Origin of the sequence: Burkholderia sp. KBS0801, assembly GCF_005937855.2 — a bacterium.
Lineage (GTDB): Bacteria > Pseudomonadota > Gammaproteobacteria > Burkholderiales > Burkholderiaceae > Burkholderia > Burkholderia ambifaria.
In genome coordinates this window covers 496,748-517,428 of the sequence record NZ_CP042178.1, presented here as the reverse complement: position 1 = coordinate 517,428, position 20,681 = coordinate 496,748, and the positions used below count along the sequence as shown (strand labels likewise).

Below are 20,681 nucleotides of genomic sequence, written 5' to 3'. Positions count from 1 at the left end.
CGTTTTTCATGGTTGCGGGATCGATGGTTGAAGCCGCACGCCGCGATCCCGGCGGCGTCGCGGACCGAACGGATCGCGCGGGCCGAGTCAACGCCCCGGCAGCCGCCGTTCGTAACTCGGTGCGTGACCGAACTGCGCGCGATACGCCTTGCTGAAGTGACACGGCGAATGGAATCCGCACGTCGTCGTCACGCGCGCGATCGACGCGTCGGTCGTGCGCAGCAGGTCGCGCGCGCGCTTGAGCCGCAGCGTCAGGTAATAGTGGGTCGGCGAGACGTTCAGGTACACCTTGAACATCCGCTGCAGGTGCCGCTGCGACAGCCGCACGAGCCGCGCGAGCTCCTCGAGCGACAGCGGCTCCTCGATGTTCGCCTCCATCAGGCGCACGACCTCGATCAACTCCGCGCGCGAGAAGCCGACGCGCGCATCGACCGGAATCGGTTGCGTGTCGGTCGAGCTGCGGATGCGCTCGAGGATGAACTGCTCGGACACCTGCGCGGCGAGCTGCTGGCCGAAGCGCATGCCGACGAGGTTCAGCATCAGGTCGAGCGGCGCGGTGCCGCCGGTGCAGGTGAGCCGGTCGCGATCGACGACGAACAGCTCGTCGGCGAACCCCACCTGCGGAAACTCCGCATGCAGCGCGGACAGGTTCTCCCAGTGCACGGTGCAGCGATAGCCGTCGAGCAGCCCGCCGGACATCAATGCATACGCGCCGGTGCAGATGCCGCCGAGCGGCAGCCCGCGTTCGGCGAGCGCCGCGAGCGTGTCGCGCGCGCCATCGTCGACCACGTCGCGGATGCGAATCCCGCCGCACACGATCATCACGTCGGGCAGGTTCGTGTAGTCGAGCGCCTGGGTCGGCCGCACCGCGATGCCGTTGCTGGCATGCACGGGGGCGCCGTCGAGCGAATAGATCGACCACTGGTAATGGTCGGCACGCCCGACGTAGTTCGCCATCCGAAGCACTTCGACCGCGCTCGAGAACGCGATCATCGAGAAATTCGGCAGCGTAAGAAAGCCGAAATGGGCGAGGGACGAAACCGGTGAAACGCAAGCGGCGGGCACGGCGGCAGCGGCGGACGTCACATCGGGCTCCTGGCGAACGGTTGAGCAGGTTGCAGGACGCCAGTTCCGCGGCGCACGCCGCGGAAAACCGGTGTCGAATCGGAGAAGGCGGCCGGAAGACGCACCGGCCGCCGGTGGCTCAGGCTTGAGCGGGCGCGCCCTTCGCGCGGAATACCTGCTTCAGGCCCGAGAACAACGGTGCTTTCACGGTGCCCGGCGCGCGCCCGAAGCTTTCGGTGATGCGGTCGAGAATGATCGCGAGCAGCACGACCGACAGACCGCTTTCGAACCCGAGGCCGATGTCGAGGCGCTGGATACTCGCGAGCACGTCGTTGCCGAGGCCGCCCGCGCCGACCATCGATGCGATGATGACCATCGACAGCGCCATCATGATCGTCTGGTTCACGCCCTGCATGATCGACGGCAGCGCATTCGGGAACTGCACCTTGTACAGCAGCTGCCACGGCGTGCAGCCGAATGCCTGGCCGGCTTCGACGATCTCGCGGTTCACGTGACGGATGCCGAGGCTCGTCAGGCGCACGGCCGGCGGCATCGCGAAGATCACCGTCGACAGGATCCCCGGCACGCGGCCGAGACCGAACAGCATCGCGGCCGGAATCAGGTAGACGAATGCGGGCATCGTCTGCATCAGGTCGAGGATCGGACGCACGATCGCGGCGACCAGCTTGCTCTTCGCGGCCCAGATGCCGAGCGGAATGCCGAGCACGAGGCTGATGATCGTCGACGACAGCGTGAGACCGAGCGTGATGACCGTCTGGTCCCAGAAGCCCGTCGCGAAGATCAGCAGCAGCGACAAGGTGGTGAACAGCGCGAAGCGCCAGCCCACGCGCCACAGTCCGACGCCGATGAAGATCGCCATCATCAGCCACATCGGGATCGCCTGCAGTCCGTGCTCGACGAACGCGGCGAGGCCCTCGATCGCGCGGCCGATCGCATCGAACGTTGCCGCGTCATGGTCGAGCAGGTAGTGAACGGACCGGTCGACCCAGGTACCGAGCGGAATCATTTCAGACATGGGAACCTCGCGAACGCGTGATGGCTTTCAGGATGAGTGCGCGGTCGACCGAACCGCAGTAACAGCCGTCGTCGTCGACGACGGGCAGTGCATTCGGGCTTGCGACCACGCGCGCGACGACATGATCGAGCGTCGCGTCGCGTCGGATGCTTTCGATCGGCCGCACGGACGGCGTGGCCTGACCGAGCGCATCGCGCGTGACGAAGCCGCGGATCTTGCGTGCGGCGTCGAGCACGAACGCGTATTCGGCGCTGCCGTTCAGCGTCGCCGCGACGTTCGCCGCATCGAACTTCGACATGGTCGGCACGGCGCCCGTCTGCATCAGGTCGCCGGCGGTGAGGTAGCGGCTGGTGTCGATGCCGTCGAAGAATGCGCGCACGTAGTCGTCGGCCGGGTTCGCGATGATGTCCTGCGGCGTGCCGACCTGTACGAGCCGGCCGCCTTCCATGATCGCGATGCGGTTGCCGATGCGCAGCGCCTCTTCCAGATCGTGCGACACGAACATGATCGTGCGGCGCTGTTCCTTCTGCAGTTGCAGCAGCACGTCCTGCATCTCGCGGCGCTTGAGCGGATCGAGCGCGGAGAACGCCTCGTCCATGATCATCAGCGACGGGTTCACGGCGAGCGCGCGGGCCAGGCCGACGCGCTGCTGCATCCCGCCCGACAGCTCGGACGGCAGCTTGTGCGCGAACGGTGCGAGACCGACCTGCTCGAGCACGTCCATTGCCCGGCGTTCGCGCTCCTTCTTGCCGACGCCGCCGACCTCGAGGCCGAACGCGGCGTTCGACACCACGGTGCGATGCGGCATCAGCGCGAACGACTGGAACACCATGCTCATGTCCTTGCGGCGCAGCGCGGTCAGCTCCGAGCGGCGTGCCGACGCAACGTCGAGCCCGTCGATCAGCACCTTGCCGGCGCTGGGATCGACCAGCCGGTTCACGAGGCGGATCAACGTGGATTTGCCGGAGCCGGACAGGCCCATCAGCACGAATATTTCGCCTTCCTGCACGTCGAACGATACGTTGTGCACGCCGACGACCTGACCGGTACGCTTGAGCACATCGTCTTTCGTTGCACCGGCGGCGAGCATGTCGAGCGCCTGCTGCGGGTTACTTCCAAATACCTTGCACAGACCTTCGACCACGACCTTGGGGGCATCCATTGAAACCTTCTCCTCGTGTAGCGGGGACTAACGCGTCGCATAGCGTGCCTACATAGTTGCCAGAAAAAACCCCGACCTGCCGACGAATTACGACAAACGCTTGCGCAAATACGACACGGCCTCCAGCCCCGCCCGGCGGGCCGCAGCGCGCGGCGGCATCCGTTTGCGGCAACGCAATACGCGCACAGCCAGCACTGGCGGGCATCGGGTGTCGGACTTGTGCGCAGCAGCGCGGTGCGCATCGCATGGCGTTTTGCGCCAATTCGCGTCGAGGGCCGCGTCGCTTTACGACAATTTCACGTCCGTTCCGGGGCCGCTCTGCTCAGACGAAAGAAAACACTGCTTTCACCCGAAAAAGCATGACCGTGCAAAAGGCCGCGCGGCGACACCGAACGGCGCACGCCGTGATACCGCGCCAACCCTGAAAATCCGCGACGAGCGCTGTGATACATTCCCCGCAAACACGCTGATCGCGACGTTGCCGCAGGCCTTTTACTGATGGTACGCCGATGGCGCGCGCGTGCCGGTTCGCCTGCCGGCCATACCGAAACAGCCTCGATCAGGCCGCGCGATGATCGAAGGACGATAACGAAATGAGAGAGGGAGCAAGGCGATGAATTGGGCCTTTGCCGCAATCGGCTTCATCGCGGGTGGTATCGCCGCATTATTCGGGGATTTCTCGGTCGCCAACGGCACGCTGCTGGGTGCGGCGGCCGGGTTCTGCATCGGCCACGCGCTGCGGCAACGCAGGCGCAACGACGGTGACACGCCGCCCGGCGCGTCCGCGATGTCCGCACCGCCTGCAACCCCGCAATCCCCACCCGTTCTGCTCGCCGATCGCGTCGCGCGCCTCGAAGCGACGGTCGAGACGCTGACGCGCGAAGTCGCGTCGCTGCGCGGCCAGCTCGCCGGCGCGAAAGCCGGTGCCGCCGCGACCGGCAGCGCCACACCCGCCACCATCCCGCCGCCAGCCCCGCTTCCGCCGCGGCCCTCCGTGCGGCCCGCCGTCGCGAGCGCCGGCACGCCAGCGTCGACGTCCATGCCGACTCCCGCACCGATTCCCACACCGGCAATCGCCGCGCGGACGAGCGACGCGCCGGCCGCCGCCGGTGCACCGACGAATGCACCCGCAGCCGCAGCCCGCCCGATCCCGCCCGCTCCGCCCCCGCCCCGCGAACCCGGCATCGCCGACCGCGCATTCCGCGCCGCGCGCGACTGGCTCCTCGGCGGCAACACGGTCGTGCGCGTCGGGATCATCGTGCTGTTCTTCGGCGTCGCGTTCCTGCTCAAGTACGCGGCCGACAACAGCATGCTGCCGATCGAATTCCGTCTCGCCGGCACGGCGCTCGCCGCGGCCGCGCTGCTCGCGGTCGGCTGGCGCGTGCGTGCGCGCCGCGCCGCGTACGGCCTCGTTCTGCAGGGAGGCGGCATCGGCATCCTGTACCTGACGATCTTCGCCGCGACCAAGCTCTACGCGCTGCTGCCCGTCGGCGCCGCGTTCCCGCTGATGGTCGCGGTGTGCGCGCTGAGCGCGTTCCTCGCGGTGAAGCAGAACGCGCTGCCGCTCGCGTTCATGGGCAGCGCGGGCGGTTTTCTCGCGCCGGTGCTGCTGTCGACGGGCCAGGGCAACCATGTCGCGCTGTTCAGCTACTACGCATTACTGAATGCAGGCATCTTCGCGATCGCGTGGTTCAAGGCCTGGCGTCCGCTGAACCTGCTCGGCTTCGTGTTCACGTTCACGATCGGGTCGGCGTGGGGCGTGACGGCCTACCGCCCCGCGCTGTTCGCGAGCACCGAGCCGTTCCTGATCCTGTTCTTCCTGATGTATGTCGGCATCGCGCTGCTGTATGCGGTGAAACGCGAGCTGGCGTTGCGGCACTACGTGGACGGCACGCTCGTGTTCGGCACGCCGATCGTCGCGACCGCGCTGCAGGCGGCGCTCGTGAAGGACATTCCGTTCGGGCTCGCGTGGAGCGCCGTCGCGCTGTCGGCGTTCTACGTCGCGCTCGCCGCGTGGCTCGCGCGGCGCCGCGAGCGCCTCGCGCTGCTGTTCGAATCCACGCTCGCGCTCGCGGTGATCTTCGCGACGCTCGCGGTGCCGCTCGCGTTCTCGGGCCCGACGACCAGCGCCGCATGGGCGATCGAGGGCGCGGCCGTCGTCTGGCTCGGCGTGCGCGAGAAACGCCTGCTGCGGTTCGGCTTCGGGCTGCTGATGCAGGTGGCCGCGGCCGGCGCATTCTTCACGAGCCTGCTCGGGCCGGCCGACACCACCGCACTGCCCGTGCTCAACGGCCCGACCATCGCGATGCTGCTGATCGCGCTCGCCGGCCTGTTCACCGGCTGGTGGCTGCACGGGCGCGACGAAGCGCGCGCGTGGCACGCATGGATGCCGGAAGTCGGCGCCGCGGCCGCGGCGTGGGGGCTGCTGTGGTGGGTCGGCGGCGGGCTGCACGAAATCCTCGTCTACGCGAGCCGTCACGTCGATCTGCATGCGGACCGCTTCGTCGTCGACGCCACCGCGCTGTTCGCGGCCGGCACCGCGTGGCTCGCACACGTCGCGCGCCGCAAACTCGCGTGGCCGATCGCCGAATGGCCGGCGCTCGCGCTGACGCCGGTGCTCGCGCTGCTCGCATGGCGCGCGTTCGATTCGCACGAGGCGCCGCTGTCGGGCATGGGCGCGTTCGCGTGGCCGATCGCCGTCGTCGCGTGCTATGCGCTGCTGCTGCGTCAGTCGCGCGGCACGACGGCCGCGGGCGCAGCAGCGGAGACGGACAGGTCGGCCGTGGCAGCCATCCCCGCCCCCGTGCTCGCGCCGCTGCACACGCTGATGTTCTGGACGTTGTGCGGGCTGTTCTCGCTCGAAGGCTTCTGGCGCCTGCGCGCGTACGTACCCGAAGGCGCATGGAGCTGGAGCGCGTGGGCCTATGGCTTCGGCGCGCTGCTCCTGCTGGTGGCGGGCCCCGGCTCGCGCCTGCGCTGGCCGGTTGCCGCGTTCCCGCGTGCGTACCAGGTATGGGGTGCCGCGCCGCTCGCCGCGCTGCTGGGGTTGTGGAGCATCGCCAGCGTGACGAGCGACGGCGACGCGTCGCCGCTCTTCTGGCTGCCGCTGCTCAATCCGCTCGACGTCGCGCAACTGCTGATCTTCGTCGCGTTCGCCACCTGGCTGCGGCGATTGAAGACGCTCGGCATCACGTGGCATCCGCTTGCGGCCGACCTCGCGGCGCTCGCGACCGTGTTCCTGTGGTTCAACGCGCTGCTGCTGCGCACGCTGCATCACCGTTTCCACCTGGCCTACGACATCGATACCGTGCTGTCGTCGTTCGGCATCCAGCAGGTGTTCATGGTCGGCTGGAGCCTGTTCGCGTTCGCCGGCATGTGGCTCACGCGCCGTGACGGCATCGCGCGCGTGTGCGCGCTCGCGTCGCTGCCGCTGATCGTCGTGATGTGGGTCTGGACCTTCTATGCGAACTTCACGCAGGACGGCGGTAGCTGGGCGCGCATCCCGCTGCTCAATCCGCTCGATCTCGTGCTCGTGGTGGTCTATGCGCTCGCCGCGTCGTGGTTCGTGCGCGCGCGCAAGCTTGGCTGGTCGTTCGATAACTATCGCGTCGAGCTGCTGAGCGGAGCGGGCGCGACCGCATTCCTGTGGCTGAACGCGATCCTGCTGCGCACCTTGCATCACTGGGCCGGCGTGCCGTACGAATTCGGCGCGATGGCCGAATCGACGCTCGTTCAGGCTTCGGTGTCCGTGTACTGGACGCTCTGCGCCCTCGCGATCACGATCTGGGCCACGCGCCGCGGGCTGCGTCCGCTGTGGTTCGTCGGCGCCGCGCTGCTCGCGCTCACGGTGATCAAGCTGTTCCTGTTCGACCTGTCGCACGTGACCGGCATCGAGCGCATCGTGTCGTTCATCGGCATCGGCGTGCTGCTGCTGTTGATCGGCTATTTCTCGCCGCTGCCGCCGAAGGCCGCGCTCCAACCGGACGACGCACGATGAAGCGAATCGCAGCCCTGCTCGGACTGAGCCTGCTGACGTCGTTCGCGGCGGCCGACGCCACGCCGGGCGCCGAACACGTCGCCCGACGCTTCGCGCTCGATCTCGACGGCAGCGCCGCGTATTACCAGCTCACCGTGCCGCAAGCCGTGTACGCGGCGAGCCGGCGCGACGATCTCGGCGACGTGCGCATCTTCAACGGCGCCGGCGAGCCCGTGCCGTATTCGCTCGATGCCCCCGCGGCGGCGGCCGTGCCGCCGTCGCGCACGCCAGTGCACTGGTTCCCGCTGCCGCCGTCCCGCACCGACGACGGCAGCGCGCCGCTCGGCGTGTCGGTCGGGCCGGACGGCTCGCTGCGCGCGGCCGTTACCGCACAGGCCCGCGTAAAGCACGCGGCGGATCTCGTCGACCTATCGCATGCCGACGGCGAGGTCGACGCGGTGCTCGTGCACGTGAGCGACGACAGCTATCAGGGACGCGTCGCCGTCGAAGCGAGCGACGACCTGCGCAGCTGGCGCTCGCTCGGCAGCACGCAACTGCTGAAGGTCGGCCGCGGCGACGACATGCTGGTGCAGGAGCGCATCGCGCTGGAAGGCGCGGGGTCGCGCTACCTGCGGCTCGACTGGCTCGACGGTGCGCCCGCGATCGGGTCGATCGAGATCGAAACGCAACCGCACGATGCACGCACCGCGGACGCCGCGGCCGTGCCGCGCCAATGGCGCGACGCCGTGCATGTGCGGGCCGGCGGCGCGCCCGGCGAGTATCTGTTCGACACCGACGGCGCGTATCCGGTCGACCGCGTGCGCATCGACCTGCCGCAGCCGAATACGGTTGCGCGCGCAACGTTGCAGAGTCGCCCGGACGCACAGGCGCCGTGGCGCGACGTCGCCGGCGGCGTGCTGTTCCGGCTGCAGGGCAAAGGCGCCGAACAGCGCAACCCGCCGCTGGCGTTCGCGCCGAATCCGGATCGCGCGTGGCGGATCGTCGTCGACATGCGCAACGGCGGCCTCGGCGGCGGTCAGCCGGCCGTCGCGGTCGGCTGGCACCCGGCCGCACTGACCTTCGTCGCGCGCGGCACGCCGCCGTTTACGCTCCGCGTCGGCAATGCGTCGCTGCCGTCGTCGGCCGTGAGCCGCGATGCGCTGCTGGTCGGCATGGCGCCGGAAGTACGGCCCGCGCGCGTCGGCGCGGCGTTGCCGGCCCCGGCGGTCGAGTCTGAGCTGGCCGCCGATACGGATGCGACGCGCCGTTACGTGCTGTGGGGCGCGCTGGTCGTCGCTGTCGGCGTGCTCGGTACGATCGCATGGCGCCTCGCGAAAGGCGGCCGCGACCAGTAATCTCGACACGCATTCGTGTCCTTCTCGATGCGCTATCTACCGCACGTGCCTGGTTTTATCGACAATCGCAACGCGCGATCGCGTACGGTCGTCGCGTCGAGAACGCATGAACGAACGCCGATCGTTGTTCGCGCAAGCAATGTCGCGCGTGCGTCGTTGACACGTGCGACGACTCCATCCAGACTCGCTGCTCCCCCACCGTACCGAGCGCGCTCATGGTCACCTGCTTCCTTCGCTACGTCATCGATCCGTACAAGCTCGAGCAGTTCGAAACCTACGGCAAGATGTGGATTCCGCTCGTCGAGCAATTCGGCGGCACGCATCACGGCTACTTCCTGCCATCCGAAGGCGCGAGCAACATCGCGCTCGCGATGTTCTCGTTCCCGAGCCTCGCCGAGTACGAGCGCTACCGCGAACGCTCGAAGGACGATCCGGCCTGCCAGGCCGCGTTCCGCTACGCGGAGGAAACGCGCTGCATCGTCAGCTACGAGCGCAGCTTCTTCCGGCCGGTGTTCGAGTAACATGCATCGCGCCCCCTTTCCGGCGGCAGACGAAAAAAAGCCCCGCCAGCATCCGCGCGGCGGGGCCAACCCATGTCAGTAGAGACATCATGGAGGAGACGGGCCCATCTTATCGAGAGCCGCACGCCGTCCCAACCAAGCATTTCTGCTATCCATCTGCGTCGCCGCGCGCACGCTCGACCCGCGTGCAACGCATATCGATAGAACGAAAAGTCGTTTTCAGAGTGGCGGCGGGGTCGTTACCATCTGGTTTTAAGCCTGTGCTTAGCCGGGCAAGCCATCCCAAGGAGCGCCCCTTGACTGCATTCGATCAACACCGCCGCCCGTTCGTGGTCGGCATCGGCGGCACCACCCGGGCCGCGTCGTCGACCGAGCGCGCGCTGTCGTTCGCGCTGCGCGGCGCACAAGCCGCCGGCGCACGCACGCGCCTGTTCGACGGCCCGTTCCTGCATACGCTGCCGCACTACGCCCCCGAACACAAAACGCTGACCGACGCGCAGCGCGAGCTGATCGACACCGTGCGCGAAGCCGATGCGATCGTCATCGCGACGCCCGGCTATCACGGCGGCGTGTCCGGCCTCGTCAAGAACGCGCTCGACACGCTCGAGGAACTGCGCGCCGACGAGCGCCCGTATCTCGACGGCCGCGCGGTCGGCCTGATCGTCACCGCCTACGGCTGGCAGGCCGCCGGCACCGTGCTGACGTCGCTGCGTTCGATCGTCCATGCGCTGCGCGGCTGGCCGACGCCGTTCGGCGCGACCGTCAACACGCTTGAAACGCGCTTCGACAGCGCCGACAGTTGCTCGGATCCGAAGGTCGTCGCACAGCTCGAGACCGTCGGCTCGCAAGCAGCGGAATTCGCGCTCGCGTTCGCGTCGCATCGCGCAGCCTCGCATGCCGCATCGGTCGACGTGCTCGCCCCCGTGCTGAAGATCGCCAATCACTGACCGCAGTCTCCCGCCGGCCGCGCCCGGCCGACAACGTTCGCCGCGCGCGGGCGATGCGCATCCGAAGCGCCGGCCGTACCGCGCCGGCGCCCCTGCTCCGTGCCGACTCCACCGCCCCGATAATGATTCGGCCCGCCACGTGATTTGCATTGGCCGAAAGATTGGTTCACGCGGGCGGCGGGTTTTCGTACGCTGAAAGCCCGAATCCTCCCTGCGTACGCCATGAACCGCACGATCCGCTACAAGGGTTACGAAGTCGCCCCCGCCGCCGCCCGGCTGCCGAACGGGCTGTTCGCCGCGAACCTGACGATCGAGAAGGCAAGCGGCGGCCCGTCGCCGCGCGCCGTGTCGTTCGACGCGATCGATTTCTTCTTCGAAGAGGAACACGCGCTCGCATATGCGTCCCGCTGGGGACGCCTCTGGGTCGACACGCAGGCCTGAACGCAGCGCCCCGCAGCGAGGGTTCGCACGAAAATACGCGATGACGGAAGCTATGCAAGAATCTTTCGTCTTGTAATCGCATAACAACAGCCATGTCCGACACGCTGCAGGACGAGCATGTAGCGGCAGATTACGCCATGCGCAACTGGACCTTCGAGCGTCAAGGTCCGGTCAGGATCGGTTCCGATGCGCACCGGCAGATGTTCTGCCACATGCTGCTCGATACACACAACCCATACAAACCGGCCGTCATCGACTGGCCCCCGCTCAAGCCCGACGAACTGAAGCGGCTCACATCGCTGCCGATCTGGGACATCGCCGTCCAAACCGAGGGCCGCGCGTCGATCCGCGTGGCGACCTACGCCGCGACGGTCGACGATCCGCTGCTGCGCCGCGCGCTCGAGATGGACGGCGGCGAGGAGGCACGGCACAAGGTCGTGCTGTCGAAGCTCGTCGAGGCATACGGCATCCGGCTCGCGCCGGAGCCGCCCTACCCGGCGCCGAAGGATCCCGAGTGGTCATGGATGATGACGGGCTTCAGCGAATGCATCGACAGCTTCTTCGCGTTCGGCCTGTTCCGCTCCGCGCAGCGCTCCGGTTATTTTCCCCCCGAACTCGTCGACACCTTCGAGCCCGTGATCCAGGAAGAAGGTCGCCACATCCTGTTCTTCGTGAACTGGTACGCGTGGTACTGGCGCAATTTGCCGTGGTGGCGCCGGCCGTGGTTCTTCACGCGCGTCGCGGCCGTGTGGGTGCATCTGGTCCGCGACCGCATCGGCATCGCACGCGGGATCGACGCCGACGGCGTCGCGCGCGATGCGAACTTCCCGGCGACGGGCACCGCCGACATCGGCGAAACGCTGAACCCGCGCGAGTTGATCGAGCTGTGCCTGAGCGAGAACGACCGGCGGATGGCCGGGTACGACAAGCGACTGCTGCGCCCGATGTTCGTCCCGCGCATGGCGCGCCTCGCGCTGCGGTTTCTGCGGAAGTAACGCCGCGGCGCACGGCGGCGGGTTGCTGGCGGCGCGGATCGGCGCGCGCGGTCGCCTGCCGGCGCTTTCTCCTGCACGGTGTGCCGCGGCGGCCAGACCGGGCGGTGCAATCCGACTCGCCGGGTCGCGGTTGCCGGCCGCGCGCCTGCTTCCCCCTATGGACGAAAATGAACAGCCGGTGGTCCGGATTCGTTGCGCCACGCGCGACGTGACGTTGGCCACCTCGCGCCGTCCCGCGTGTCGGCGCGCATCGGACGCGTTTGCACGTCACCTCTCCTCCCGCGGGACGCCTTCCCCGGACGCAGGATCAAGTCGTTGTGGCGACGATCCGACATTTCCCGCTCGCTGAATCTCGTCATCCAACGACTGCGGTTCCAAGCCCCCTGGATGAGCAATCTGACACCCGTCCAATCGGCCCCTCAATAGAACAAATTCGAAACGACGTTTCAATTACCGGGCGCCGGGTGTCCGTAGCACTTTTTTACAACTTTGTGACACCGACCGCCGTGGAATGCCCGTCCCACGGGCCCGCGCGGCCGGAGCGATGCGCAAATCAGCATATGCGCAGGCCCCTGTTTTTATGTTTTCCCGAATTTAAAGATACTGAATTAATGCAATTTAAAATCAAAACAAAACCTTGAATTAATAAATTAATAAGCCACAAAGATGCACGCGAGTTAGCATTCATCACAACATTACAAACCAGAAATAATTACCTCAATCGCAAACGTTTGCGGTTTCATTCTTGTTACACATTGACTCGGACGAAGTGTTACCTGCCGCACGAATCACTCCTATCCTGTTGATTTTTATACGATATTTCATATTCGCCGGATTCGGCAACAGTCATGCACAAAGCATTCCAAGAACTTTCAAATACATTACTTTGCAATACATCAAAACACGATCCATTAACTATCTTTTAACTTTTCAAACGCCCCATTTTTCACTGTTTGTCAATCTCCAAATATCACCTCAAATAAACTCCGCCCATCAATTTTGAGATCTCGCGCGATCGCACGGCATATTCATCTAACGAAAGAAACCGGTGTGTGGCGTGATTATTTGGAGGTAGCAGGGAATGAACCGCACATACCGCTCGATCTGGAACGAAGCTCTTGGCGCCTGGGTCGCGGCATCCGAACACGATTCGGCACGGGGTAAGCCGAACAAGTCGGCCGTTGTGGTCGCCGCCGTCGCGGCACTGACGATCGGGCTGCCCGGCTTCGCCGAAGCCAATACGCTCAACACACAGCAGACCTGCTTTACGGGCAGCAACAGCGCGGTCGGCCGCGTGAACCCGGGCGGCACGCAAAACCAGGCCGGCGATGGCTCCGGCACGTATTCGGTCGTGGCCGGGTGTAACTCCAACGGCAACGGCTGGACCGGCGTCACGGTTTATGGCTCGTTCGCACAGGCGACCGGCAACGGCGCGGTCGCCACCGGCATGCAGTCGTCGGCGGGCCTGTGGGGCGTCGCGGCCGGCCTCGAAACCACCGCCAGCGGCACCGGTGCGACCGCCCTCGGCTTCGGCTCGACGGCGAGCGCGCTGAACTCGGTTGCGATCGGCGGCGCGGGCGGCAACGGTACGACGCCGCTCTCGCAGGCAAACTCGACGCTCGCGTCGGGCGCAGGCTCGATCGCAATCGGCAGCAACGCAACGAAGGGCGCGCAGTCGGCCGCCGCGGACGGCATCGCGATCGGCGGACAGTCGTCCGTCGCATCGACCGCCACGTCGGGTATCGCAATCGGCCGCGGCGCGACCGTCAATGGGGCGTATGGCATCGCACAAGGCGACGGCGTCATCTCGGGCGCGACGGGCCAGAACGTGGCGATCGGTTCGTCCGGCACCACCGCGAACAGCGCCACGGCTACCGGCGGCGCGGTCGCTATCGGCAGAGGCCAGGTTGCAAGCGGCGACGGCGCCGTTGCGATCGGCGATCCGAACAGCGCGACCGGCACGGGCGCACTGGCGATCGGCGCGAACAACACGTCGAGCGGTTCGGGCGCCCTCGCGCTCGGCAATGGCAACTCGGCGAGCGGCACGGGTGCCGTCGCGCTGGGCAACAGCAGCACGGCGACCAACAGCTCGGTTGCCATCGGCAACGCCGCGACCGCGAACGTCGCGAATTCGGTCGCCCTCGGCGGCGGTTCGGTGACGACCAGCGCCGCATCGGCGACGACGGGCGGCACGACGACCGTCAGCAACACAACGATCGGTGGCCAGACGTTCGGCAACTACGCTGGCGCGGGCTCGGCAGGCGGCGTCGTCAGCGTCGGTCAGCCGAATGCGGAACGCCGGATCCAGAACGTCGCGGCGGGCCTCGTCAGCGCGACGAGCACCGACGCGATCAACGGCAGCCAGCTCTTCGCCGTGGCAAGCACCACGACGTCGAGCATCACGAGCCTGTCGACTTCTACTTCGACTGGTATTAACTCGTTGTCTACAGGTCTGAGCTCGACCAATAGTTCGGTTACGTCGCTTTCGTCGTCCACGTCGACTGGGTTGTCGTCGGCTAGCAGCTCGATCGGTTCGCTCTCGACCTCAACTTCGACCGGCATCAACTCGTTGTCCACAGGTCTGAGCTCGACCAATAGCTCAGTTACGTCGCTTTCGTCGTCCACGTCGACCGGTCTCTCGTCGGCTAATAGCTCGATCGGCTCGCTCTCCACGTCGACCTCGACCGGCATCAACTCGCTGTCGACCGGCCTCAGCTCCACCAACAGCTCGGTTACGTCGCTCTCGTCGTCCACGTCCACCGGACTCTCGTCGGCTAATAGCTCGATCGGCTCGCTCTCCACGTCGACCTCGACCGGCATCAACTCGCTGTCGACCGGCCTCAGCTCCACCAGTAGCTCGGTTACGTCGCTCTCGTCGTCCACGTCCACCGGACTCTCGTCGGCTAATAGCTCGATCGGCTCGCTCTCCACGTCGACCTCGACAGGCATCAACTCGCTCTCGACCGGCCTCAGCTCGACCAATAGCTCGGTTACGTCGCTTTCGTCGTCCACGTCGACCGGACTCTCGTCGGCTAATAGCTCGATCGGCTCGCTCTCGACCGGTCTGAGCTCGACCAACAGCTCCGTTACTTCGCTCTCGTCGTCGACCTCGACGGGTCTTTCGTCGACAAACAGTTCGATCGGCTCGCTCTCGACTTCCACTTCGACAGGTCTCAGTTCGACAAACAGCTCCGTTTCTTCACTGTCGACTTCCACCTCGACCGGCATCAATTCCTTGTCCACGGGCCTGAGCTCCACCAACAGCTCCGTCGTTTCGCTGTCGACCTCCACCTCGACCGGCCTCTCGTCGGCAAACAGCTCGATCGGTTCGCTGTCCACCGGCCTCAGCACGGTCACGACCAAAACCGACAATCTCGGCAACAGCACTGCAGCAGCCCTCGGCGGCGGCGCAAGCTACAACCCGGCGACCGGCTCGGTTTCCGCTCCGTCGTACACCACGTACAACGCGAACGGTACGACGTCGACCGCCAACAGCGTCGGCTCGGCGATCGACAGCATCAACAATCAGGGCATCAAGTACTTCCACGCGAATTCGACGGGCACGGACAGCCAAGCGCTCGGCACCGACTCCGTCGCGATCGGTCCGAACGCCATCGCCAACAACAGCGGCGACGTCGCGCTCGGCAGCGGCTCCGTCACCGGCACCCCGAACGCAACGCCGACCGGTACCGTCGGCGGCGTGACGAGCACGTTCGCGGGCGGCAATCCGACCAGCGTCGTGAGCGTCGGCGACGCGAGCACGGGCACCACGCGTCAGATCACCAATGTCGCGGCAGGTCAAATCACGGCGACCAGCACCGACGCGATCAACGGCTCCCAGCTCTTCGCGACCAATTCGGCGGTGAATTCGCTGTCGACGACAGTGTCGTCGTCCAGCAACGCAATCTCGTCGCTGTCGACCGGCATCACTTCGTTGTCGACAGGCCTCAGCTCGACTAACAGCTCGGTTACCTCGCTCTCGTCGTCCACGTCGACCGGTCTCTCGTCGGCAAATAGCTCGATCACGTCGCTGTCCACTTCGACTTCGACGGGTATCAACTCGTTGTCCACGGGTCTGAGCTCCACGGATAGCTCGGTCACTTCGTTGTCGACCTCGACGTCCACCGGCCTCTCGTCGGCGAATAGCTCGATCACGTCGCTCTCCACCTCGACCTCGACGGGCATCAACTCGTTGTCGACGGGTCTGAGCTCCACGGATAGCTCGGTCACTTCGTTGTCGACCTCGACGTCGACCGGCCTCTCGTCGGCGAATAGCTCGATCGGTTCGCTGTCTACGTCAACCTCGACGGGTATCAACTCGCTGTCCACGGGCCTCAGCTCGACCGATAGCTCGGTGGCTTCGCTTTCGACTTCCACGTCGACGGGTCTGTCGTCGGCAACCAGTTCGATCGGTTCGCTGTCTACGTCGACCTCGACGGGTATCAACTCCTTGTCCACTGGCTTGAGCTCGACCGATAGCTCGGTGGCTTCGCTGTCGACTTCCACGTCGACGGGTCTGTCGTCGGCAACCAGCTCAATCGGTTCGCTGTCCACGTCGACTTCGACCGGTATCAGCTCGCTGTCCACCGGCCTCAGCTCGACCGACAGCTCCGTCGCTTCGTTGTCGACCTCCACGTCGACCGGCCTCTCGTCGGCGACGAGCTCGATCGGTTCGCTGTCCACGGGTCTGAGCTCGACCAACAGCTCGGTTACGTCACTGTCTACTTCCACATCGACGGGTCTGTCGTCGGCCACCAGCTCGATCGGTTCGCTGTCTACGTCGACCTCGACGGGTATCAACTCGCTGTCCACGGGCCTCAGCTCAACCGACAGCTCGGTTGCTTCGCTGTCGACCTCCACGTCGACCGGGCTGTCGTCGGCAACCAGCTCGATCGGTTCGCTGTCAACGTCGACTTCTACCGGCATCAACTCGTTGTCGACTGGCCTGAGCTCCACCGGCAGCTCGGTCGCTTCGCTGTCGACTTCCACGTCGACCGGGCTGTCGTCGGCCACCAGCTCGATCGGTTCGCTGTCTACGTCGACCTCGACGGGTATCAACTCGCTGTCCACGGGTCTTAGCTCGACCGACAGCTCCGTCGCTTCGCTGTCGACTTCCACGTCGACCGGCCTGTCGTCGGCGACGAGCTCGATCGGTTCGCTGTCTACGTCGACTTCGACCGGCATCAACTCCCTGTCCACTGGCCTCAGCGCGACCGACAGCTCCGTCGCTTCGCTGTCGACTTCCACGTCGACGGGCCTCTCGTCGGCAACCAGCTCGATCGGTTCGCTGTCCACCTCGACTTCAACCGGCATCAACTCCCTGTCCACTGGCCTCAGCGCGACCGACAGCTCCGTCGCTTCGCTGTCGACCTCCACGTCGACGGGCCTGTCGTCGGCAACCAGCTCGATCGGTTCGCTGTCCACCTCGACTTCGACGGGTATCAACTCCTTGTCCACTGGCCTGAGCTCGACCGATAGTTCGGTTGCTTCGCTCTCGACTTCCACGTCGACGGGCCTGTCGTCGGCCACCAGCTCGATCGGCTCGCTGTCCACGTCGACCTCGACGGGCATCAATTCGCTGTCGACGGGCCTGAGTGCGACCGACAGCTCCGTGGCTTCGCTCTCGACCTCAACGTCGACCGGCCTCTCGTCGGCGACGAGCTCGATCGGTTCGCTGTCCACGTCGACTTCTACCGGCATCAACTCGTTGTCCACGGGCCTCAGCTCGACCAACAGCTCGGTCGCTTCGCTCTCGACTTCCACGTCGACGGGCCTGTCGTCGGCCACAAGCTCGATCGGCTCGCTGTCCACGTCGACCTCGACGGGCATCAACTCGCTGTCGACGGGCCTCAGTGCGACCGACAGCTCCGTGGCTTCGCTCTCGACTTCCACGTCGACGGGCCTGTCGTCGGCCACAAGCTCGATCGGCTCGCTGTCCACGTCGACCTCGACGGGCATCAATTCGCTGTCGACGGGCCTGAGTGCGACCGACAGCTCCGTGGCTTCGCTCTCGACCTCAACGTCGACCGGCCTCTCGTCGGCGACCAGCTCGATCAGCTCGCTGTCCACTGGCCTCAGCTCGACCGACAGCACGGTAACGTCGCTCTCGACCTCCACGTCGACGGGCCTCTCATCGGCCACCAGCTCGATCAGCTCACTGTCGACATCAACCTCGACCGGCCTTTCGTCCGCCACCAGCTCGATCGGTTCGCTGTCCACTGGCCTCAGCTCGACCAACAGCTCGCTCACGTCGTTGTCCACGTCGACCTCCACCGGGATCAACTCCCTGTCGACGGGCCTGAGCTCCACGAACAGCTCGGTCGCATCGCTGTCGACCTCGACGTCGACGGGCCTCTCATCGGCCACCAGCTCGATCAGCTCGCTGTCAACCTCGACCTCGACCGGCCTGTCGTCCGCAACCAGCTCGATCGGTTCGCTGTCCACCGGCCTGAGCTCGACCGACAGCACGGTAACATCGCTGTCGACCTCCACGTCGACGGGTCTGTCGACGGCCACCAGCTCGATTACGTCGCTGTCGACATCGACGTCGACCGCGATCGACGCCGCGAAGACGCACTACTACAGCGTCAACGACAACGGCACACAGCAAACCAACTACGCCAACGACGGCGCAACGGGCATCAACTCGCTCGCAGCCGGCGTGAACGCCAGCGCCGCAGGCACCAGCAGCGTCGCGGTCGGCGACGGCTCGAACGCGCAGTCGGCGGGTGCAGTCGCGATCGGCCAGAACGCGTCGGCGACCGGCGGCAAGGCGGTGTCGATCGGCTCCGGCAACACCGCGAGTGGCGACGGCGCGGTCGCGATCGGCGACCCGAGCGTCGCAACGGGCACCGGCGCAGTGGCAATGGGCGCGAACGACACGGCGACCGGCAGCGGCGCAGTGGCGCTCGGCAACGCGAACACCGCAACCGGCAACAGCGCGCTCGCCCTCGGCAGCTCGAGCCAGGCCACAGCGGACAACACGATCGCGCTCGGCAACACGGCAGTCGCAAGCGCCATCGGTGCCCAGGCCTATGGCTCGGGAGCATCGGCCACCGCGGCGGATGCGCTCGCCTTCGGCACGAACGCCACGGCGAACGTCTCGAACTCGATCGCTCTCGGCGCGAACTCGGTCACGAGCGCGGCAGTCGGCACCTCGAGCGCCACGATCGGCGGCGTCTCGTACCTCTTCGCGGGCAGCTCGCCGGTGGGCGTGGTGAGCGTCGGCCAGCCGGGGCAGGAACGCCAGATCACGAACGTCGCGGCAGGCCGGATCTCGCCCACCAGCACGGACGCGATCAACGGCAGCCAGCTCAACGCGACGAACCAGGCAGTCAGCAGCCTGTCCACGTCGACCGCGTCGAACATCTCGTCGCTGTCGACCGGCATCGGCTCGCTGTCCACGGGTCTCAGCTCGACGAACAGCTCGGTGACGTCGCTGTCCACGTCGACCTCGACGGCGATCAGCTCGCTGTCGACGGGCCTCAGCTCGACGAACAGCAACCTGACGTCGCTGTCCACGTCGACCTCGACCGGCATCGGCTCGCTGTCGACCGGCCTGAGCACGACGAACAGCACGGTGGCGTCGCTGTCGACGGGCGTGACGAACCTCGGCGATCAGGTGTCGCAACTGTCGACGACGATCAACAACAACACGACGCGCTCGTTGAGCAACAACGGCATCGCGGTCGACATGAACGGCACCGGCAACGACCGGCCGACCGTCACCGCCGGCACGAACTCGGTGGCGATCGGCGCGAATTCGAATGACGGCGGTCGTTCGAACGTGGTGTCGGTCGGCAGCGACACGCAGCAACGCCAGATCACGAACGTCGCGCCGGGCACGCAAGGCACCGACGCGGTGAACGTGAACCAGCTGACGCAGGTGCAGACGACGCTGTCGACGGCACTGTCGGGCCAGCAGACGCAGATCAACTCGCTGGGTTCGCAACTGCAGCAGACCGACCAGATGGCGAAGCAGGGTATCGCGGCCGTCGGCGCGATGGCGTCGATCCCGCAGCTCGATCGCGACGCCAACTTCGGGATGGGTGTGGGCACATCGACCTTCCTCGGCCAGAAAGCGATGGCGGTCAACATGCAGGCCCGGATCACCGAGAACCTGAAGGCATCGATCAACGGCGGCTTCAGCGGCGGTCAGAAGGTGATCGGCGCCGGCATGTTGTATCAGTGGAAGTAACGCGTCGCGCCGCCACGCCGCCGGCTCACGAGCCCGACGGCGCGCGGCGGCCGCGACGGCACGACGAGCCCGCCGCGCAACCCGCGGCGGGCCTCGGTCAACCCAAGCTTTGAGGACGTAACCGTGAACAAACTCGCTCTTGCGCTCGCACTTTCCACGATGGCTCTCGCCGCGTGCTCGACCGCATCCGGCCCGACCTTCAGCGCATCCGAACTGCAGCCGCGCGATGGCGTGCGTACTTTCCAGGTGGACTGCCACGGCCTGCTGTCGGGCCCGCAGACCTGCATGAAGGCCGCCCGCAAGATCTGCGGCGACCAGCCGGTGCGCCCCGTCGACTCGGCCCGCGCGCTGCGCGACGGCTCGGATCCCGCGACGCTGGTATTCCAGTGCGGCGCCGCGCCGGCCGAAGCGGCGTCGGCAGCCGAGCCCACACCCGCGCCCGCCGCGGTCGAACACGTGAACCTCGCGGGCGACGCACTGTTCGCGACGGGCCTGGCCACGCTCACGCCGGCCGCGCGCGCATCGCTCGACAAGTTGTTGAGCGAGCGCGAAGACCGTACGTATACACAGGTCACGGTCACCGGCCATACGGATTCGGTCGGCAACGACGCCGCCAATCTCGCACTGTCGAAGCGCCGCGCGGAAACCGTCGCGGGCTACCTGAAGGCGCACGGGCTGAACGCGCAAACCGTGTCGGTCTCGGGCCGCGGCAGCGCGGATCCGGTCGCGTCCAACGCGACGGCCGAAGGCCGCGCGAGCAACCGCCGCGTCGACATCTCGCTGCAACGCTGAGCCGCCGGCCGTCGCGCCCTCACGTGACGGCCCTGACCGGCAGCGCCCACCGCGCCGACAGCCCTTGATCAAGGCGCCGGCGGCTATGTCAAAGTTCGTCAGCCCCTCCACAAACCGCTGACTTCCGTGCCACAATCGCCGCAGACAGCTGCCGGGGCGTTCCGCCCGCGTCGCGCGCCGTGCCAGTCCCGCGC

At 66.5% G+C, this 20,681-nt stretch carries 10 protein-coding genes and 1 pseudogene; 8 read left to right on the top strand and 3 right to left on the bottom strand.

The features are described from left to right. Nucleotides 1-87: 87 nt before the first annotated feature. The 3 genes and pseudogenes from FFI87_RS19090 to FFI87_RS19080 form a co-directional block, all read right to left on the bottom strand. The gene (locus FFI87_RS19090) at nt 88-1,086 is read right to left on the bottom strand and encodes a GlxA family transcriptional regulator (RefSeq protein ID WP_006749908.1); all 999 of its coding nucleotides are present in this window, start codon (nt 1,084-1,086) and stop codon (nt 88-90) included. A gap of 118 nt (nt 1,087-1,204) precedes the next feature. Next, complete coding sequence (choW, locus tag FFI87_RS19085; RefSeq protein ID WP_006749909.1) at nt 1,205-2,101, bottom strand: choline ABC transporter permease subunit; 897 nt, start codon at nt 2,099-2,101, stop codon at nt 1,205-1,207. Further along, nucleotides 2,094-3,548 (bottom strand): annotated as a pseudogene (locus FFI87_RS19080) (glycine betaine/L-proline ABC transporter ATP-binding protein); the annotation flags it as partial. The gene choW and the pseudogene FFI87_RS19080, both read right to left, overlap by 8 nt. A gap of 328 nt (nt 3,549-3,876) precedes the next feature. On the opposite strand from FFI87_RS19080, the gene FFI87_RS19070 reads away from it, so the two are divergent. The 8 genes from FFI87_RS19070 to FFI87_RS19035 all read left to right on the top strand — a co-directional run bounded on the left by FFI87_RS19070 (nt 3,877) and on the right by FFI87_RS19035 (nt 20,487). Further along, nucleotides 3,877-7,260 carry a DUF2339 domain-containing protein gene (locus FFI87_RS19070; protein ID WP_138849496.1) on the top strand — a complete coding sequence of 1,128 codons (3,384 nt, stop codon included), beginning with the start codon at nt 3,877-3,879 and terminating at the stop codon, nt 7,258-7,260. Continuing rightward, the gene (locus FFI87_RS19065) at nt 7,257-8,594 is read left to right on the top strand and encodes a DUF3999 domain-containing protein (RefSeq protein ID WP_138849497.1); all 1,338 of its coding nucleotides are present in this window, start codon (nt 7,257-7,259) and stop codon (nt 8,592-8,594) included. The genes FFI87_RS19070 and FFI87_RS19065 overlap by 4 nt, the downstream gene beginning before the upstream one ends. A 215-nt stretch (nt 8,595-8,809) precedes the next feature. After that, on the top strand, nt 8,810-9,115 hold the full coding sequence (locus tag FFI87_RS19060) for an NIPSNAP family protein (RefSeq protein WP_138849498.1): 306 nt from the start codon (nt 8,810-8,812) through the stop codon (nt 9,113-9,115). Between the two features lie 296 nt (nt 9,116-9,411). Then, complete coding sequence (locus tag FFI87_RS19055) at nt 9,412-10,062, top strand: NADPH-dependent FMN reductase (RefSeq protein ID WP_006749915.1); 651 nt, start codon at nt 9,412-9,414, stop codon at nt 10,060-10,062. Between the two features lie 222 nt (nt 10,063-10,284). Beyond that, complete coding sequence (locus FFI87_RS19050; protein WP_006749916.1) at nt 10,285-10,503, top strand: hypothetical protein; 219 nt, start codon at nt 10,285-10,287, stop codon at nt 10,501-10,503. A gap of 92 nt (nt 10,504-10,595) precedes the next feature. Continuing rightward, the gene (locus FFI87_RS19045) at nt 10,596-11,498 is read left to right on the top strand and encodes a ferritin-like domain-containing protein (RefSeq protein WP_138849499.1); all 903 of its coding nucleotides are present in this window, start codon (nt 10,596-10,598) and stop codon (nt 11,496-11,498) included. Between the two features lie 1,081 nt (nt 11,499-12,579). Continuing rightward, nucleotides 12,580-19,695 (top strand): ESPR-type extended signal peptide-containing protein, encoded by a 7,116-nt coding sequence (locus FFI87_RS19040; RefSeq protein ID WP_138850229.1) that lies wholly within the window; start codon nt 12,580-12,582, stop codon nt 19,693-19,695. Nucleotides 19,696-19,818: 123 nt separating this feature from the next. Continuing rightward, nucleotides 19,819-20,487, top strand: coding sequence for an OmpA family protein (locus FFI87_RS19035; protein ID WP_138849500.1), 669 nt, complete (start codon nt 19,819-19,821; stop codon nt 20,485-20,487). Nucleotides 20,488-20,681: the final 194 nt, after the last annotated feature.

Coding starts and splice junctions, on each gene's coding strand:
- choW (WP_006749909.1), bottom strand. CDS start 2,101: ATGTCTGAAATGATTCCGCTCGGTACCTGGGTCGACCGGTCCGTTCAC.
- FFI87_RS19070 (WP_138849496.1), top strand. CDS start 3,877: ATGAATTGGGCCTTTGCCGCAATCGGCTTCATCGCGGGTGGTATCGCC.
- FFI87_RS19065 (WP_138849497.1), top strand. CDS start 7,257: ATGAAGCGAATCGCAGCCCTGCTCGGACTGAGCCTGCTGACGTCGTTC.
- FFI87_RS19060 (WP_138849498.1), top strand. CDS start 8,810: ATGGTCACCTGCTTCCTTCGCTACGTCATCGATCCGTACAAGCTCGAG.
- FFI87_RS19050 (WP_006749916.1), top strand. CDS start 10,285: ATGAACCGCACGATCCGCTACAAGGGTTACGAAGTCGCCCCCGCCGCC.
- FFI87_RS19045 (WP_138849499.1), top strand. CDS start 10,596: ATGTCCGACACGCTGCAGGACGAGCATGTAGCGGCAGATTACGCCATG.
- FFI87_RS19040 (WP_138850229.1), top strand. CDS start 12,580: ATGAACCGCACATACCGCTCGATCTGGAACGAAGCTCTTGGCGCCTGG.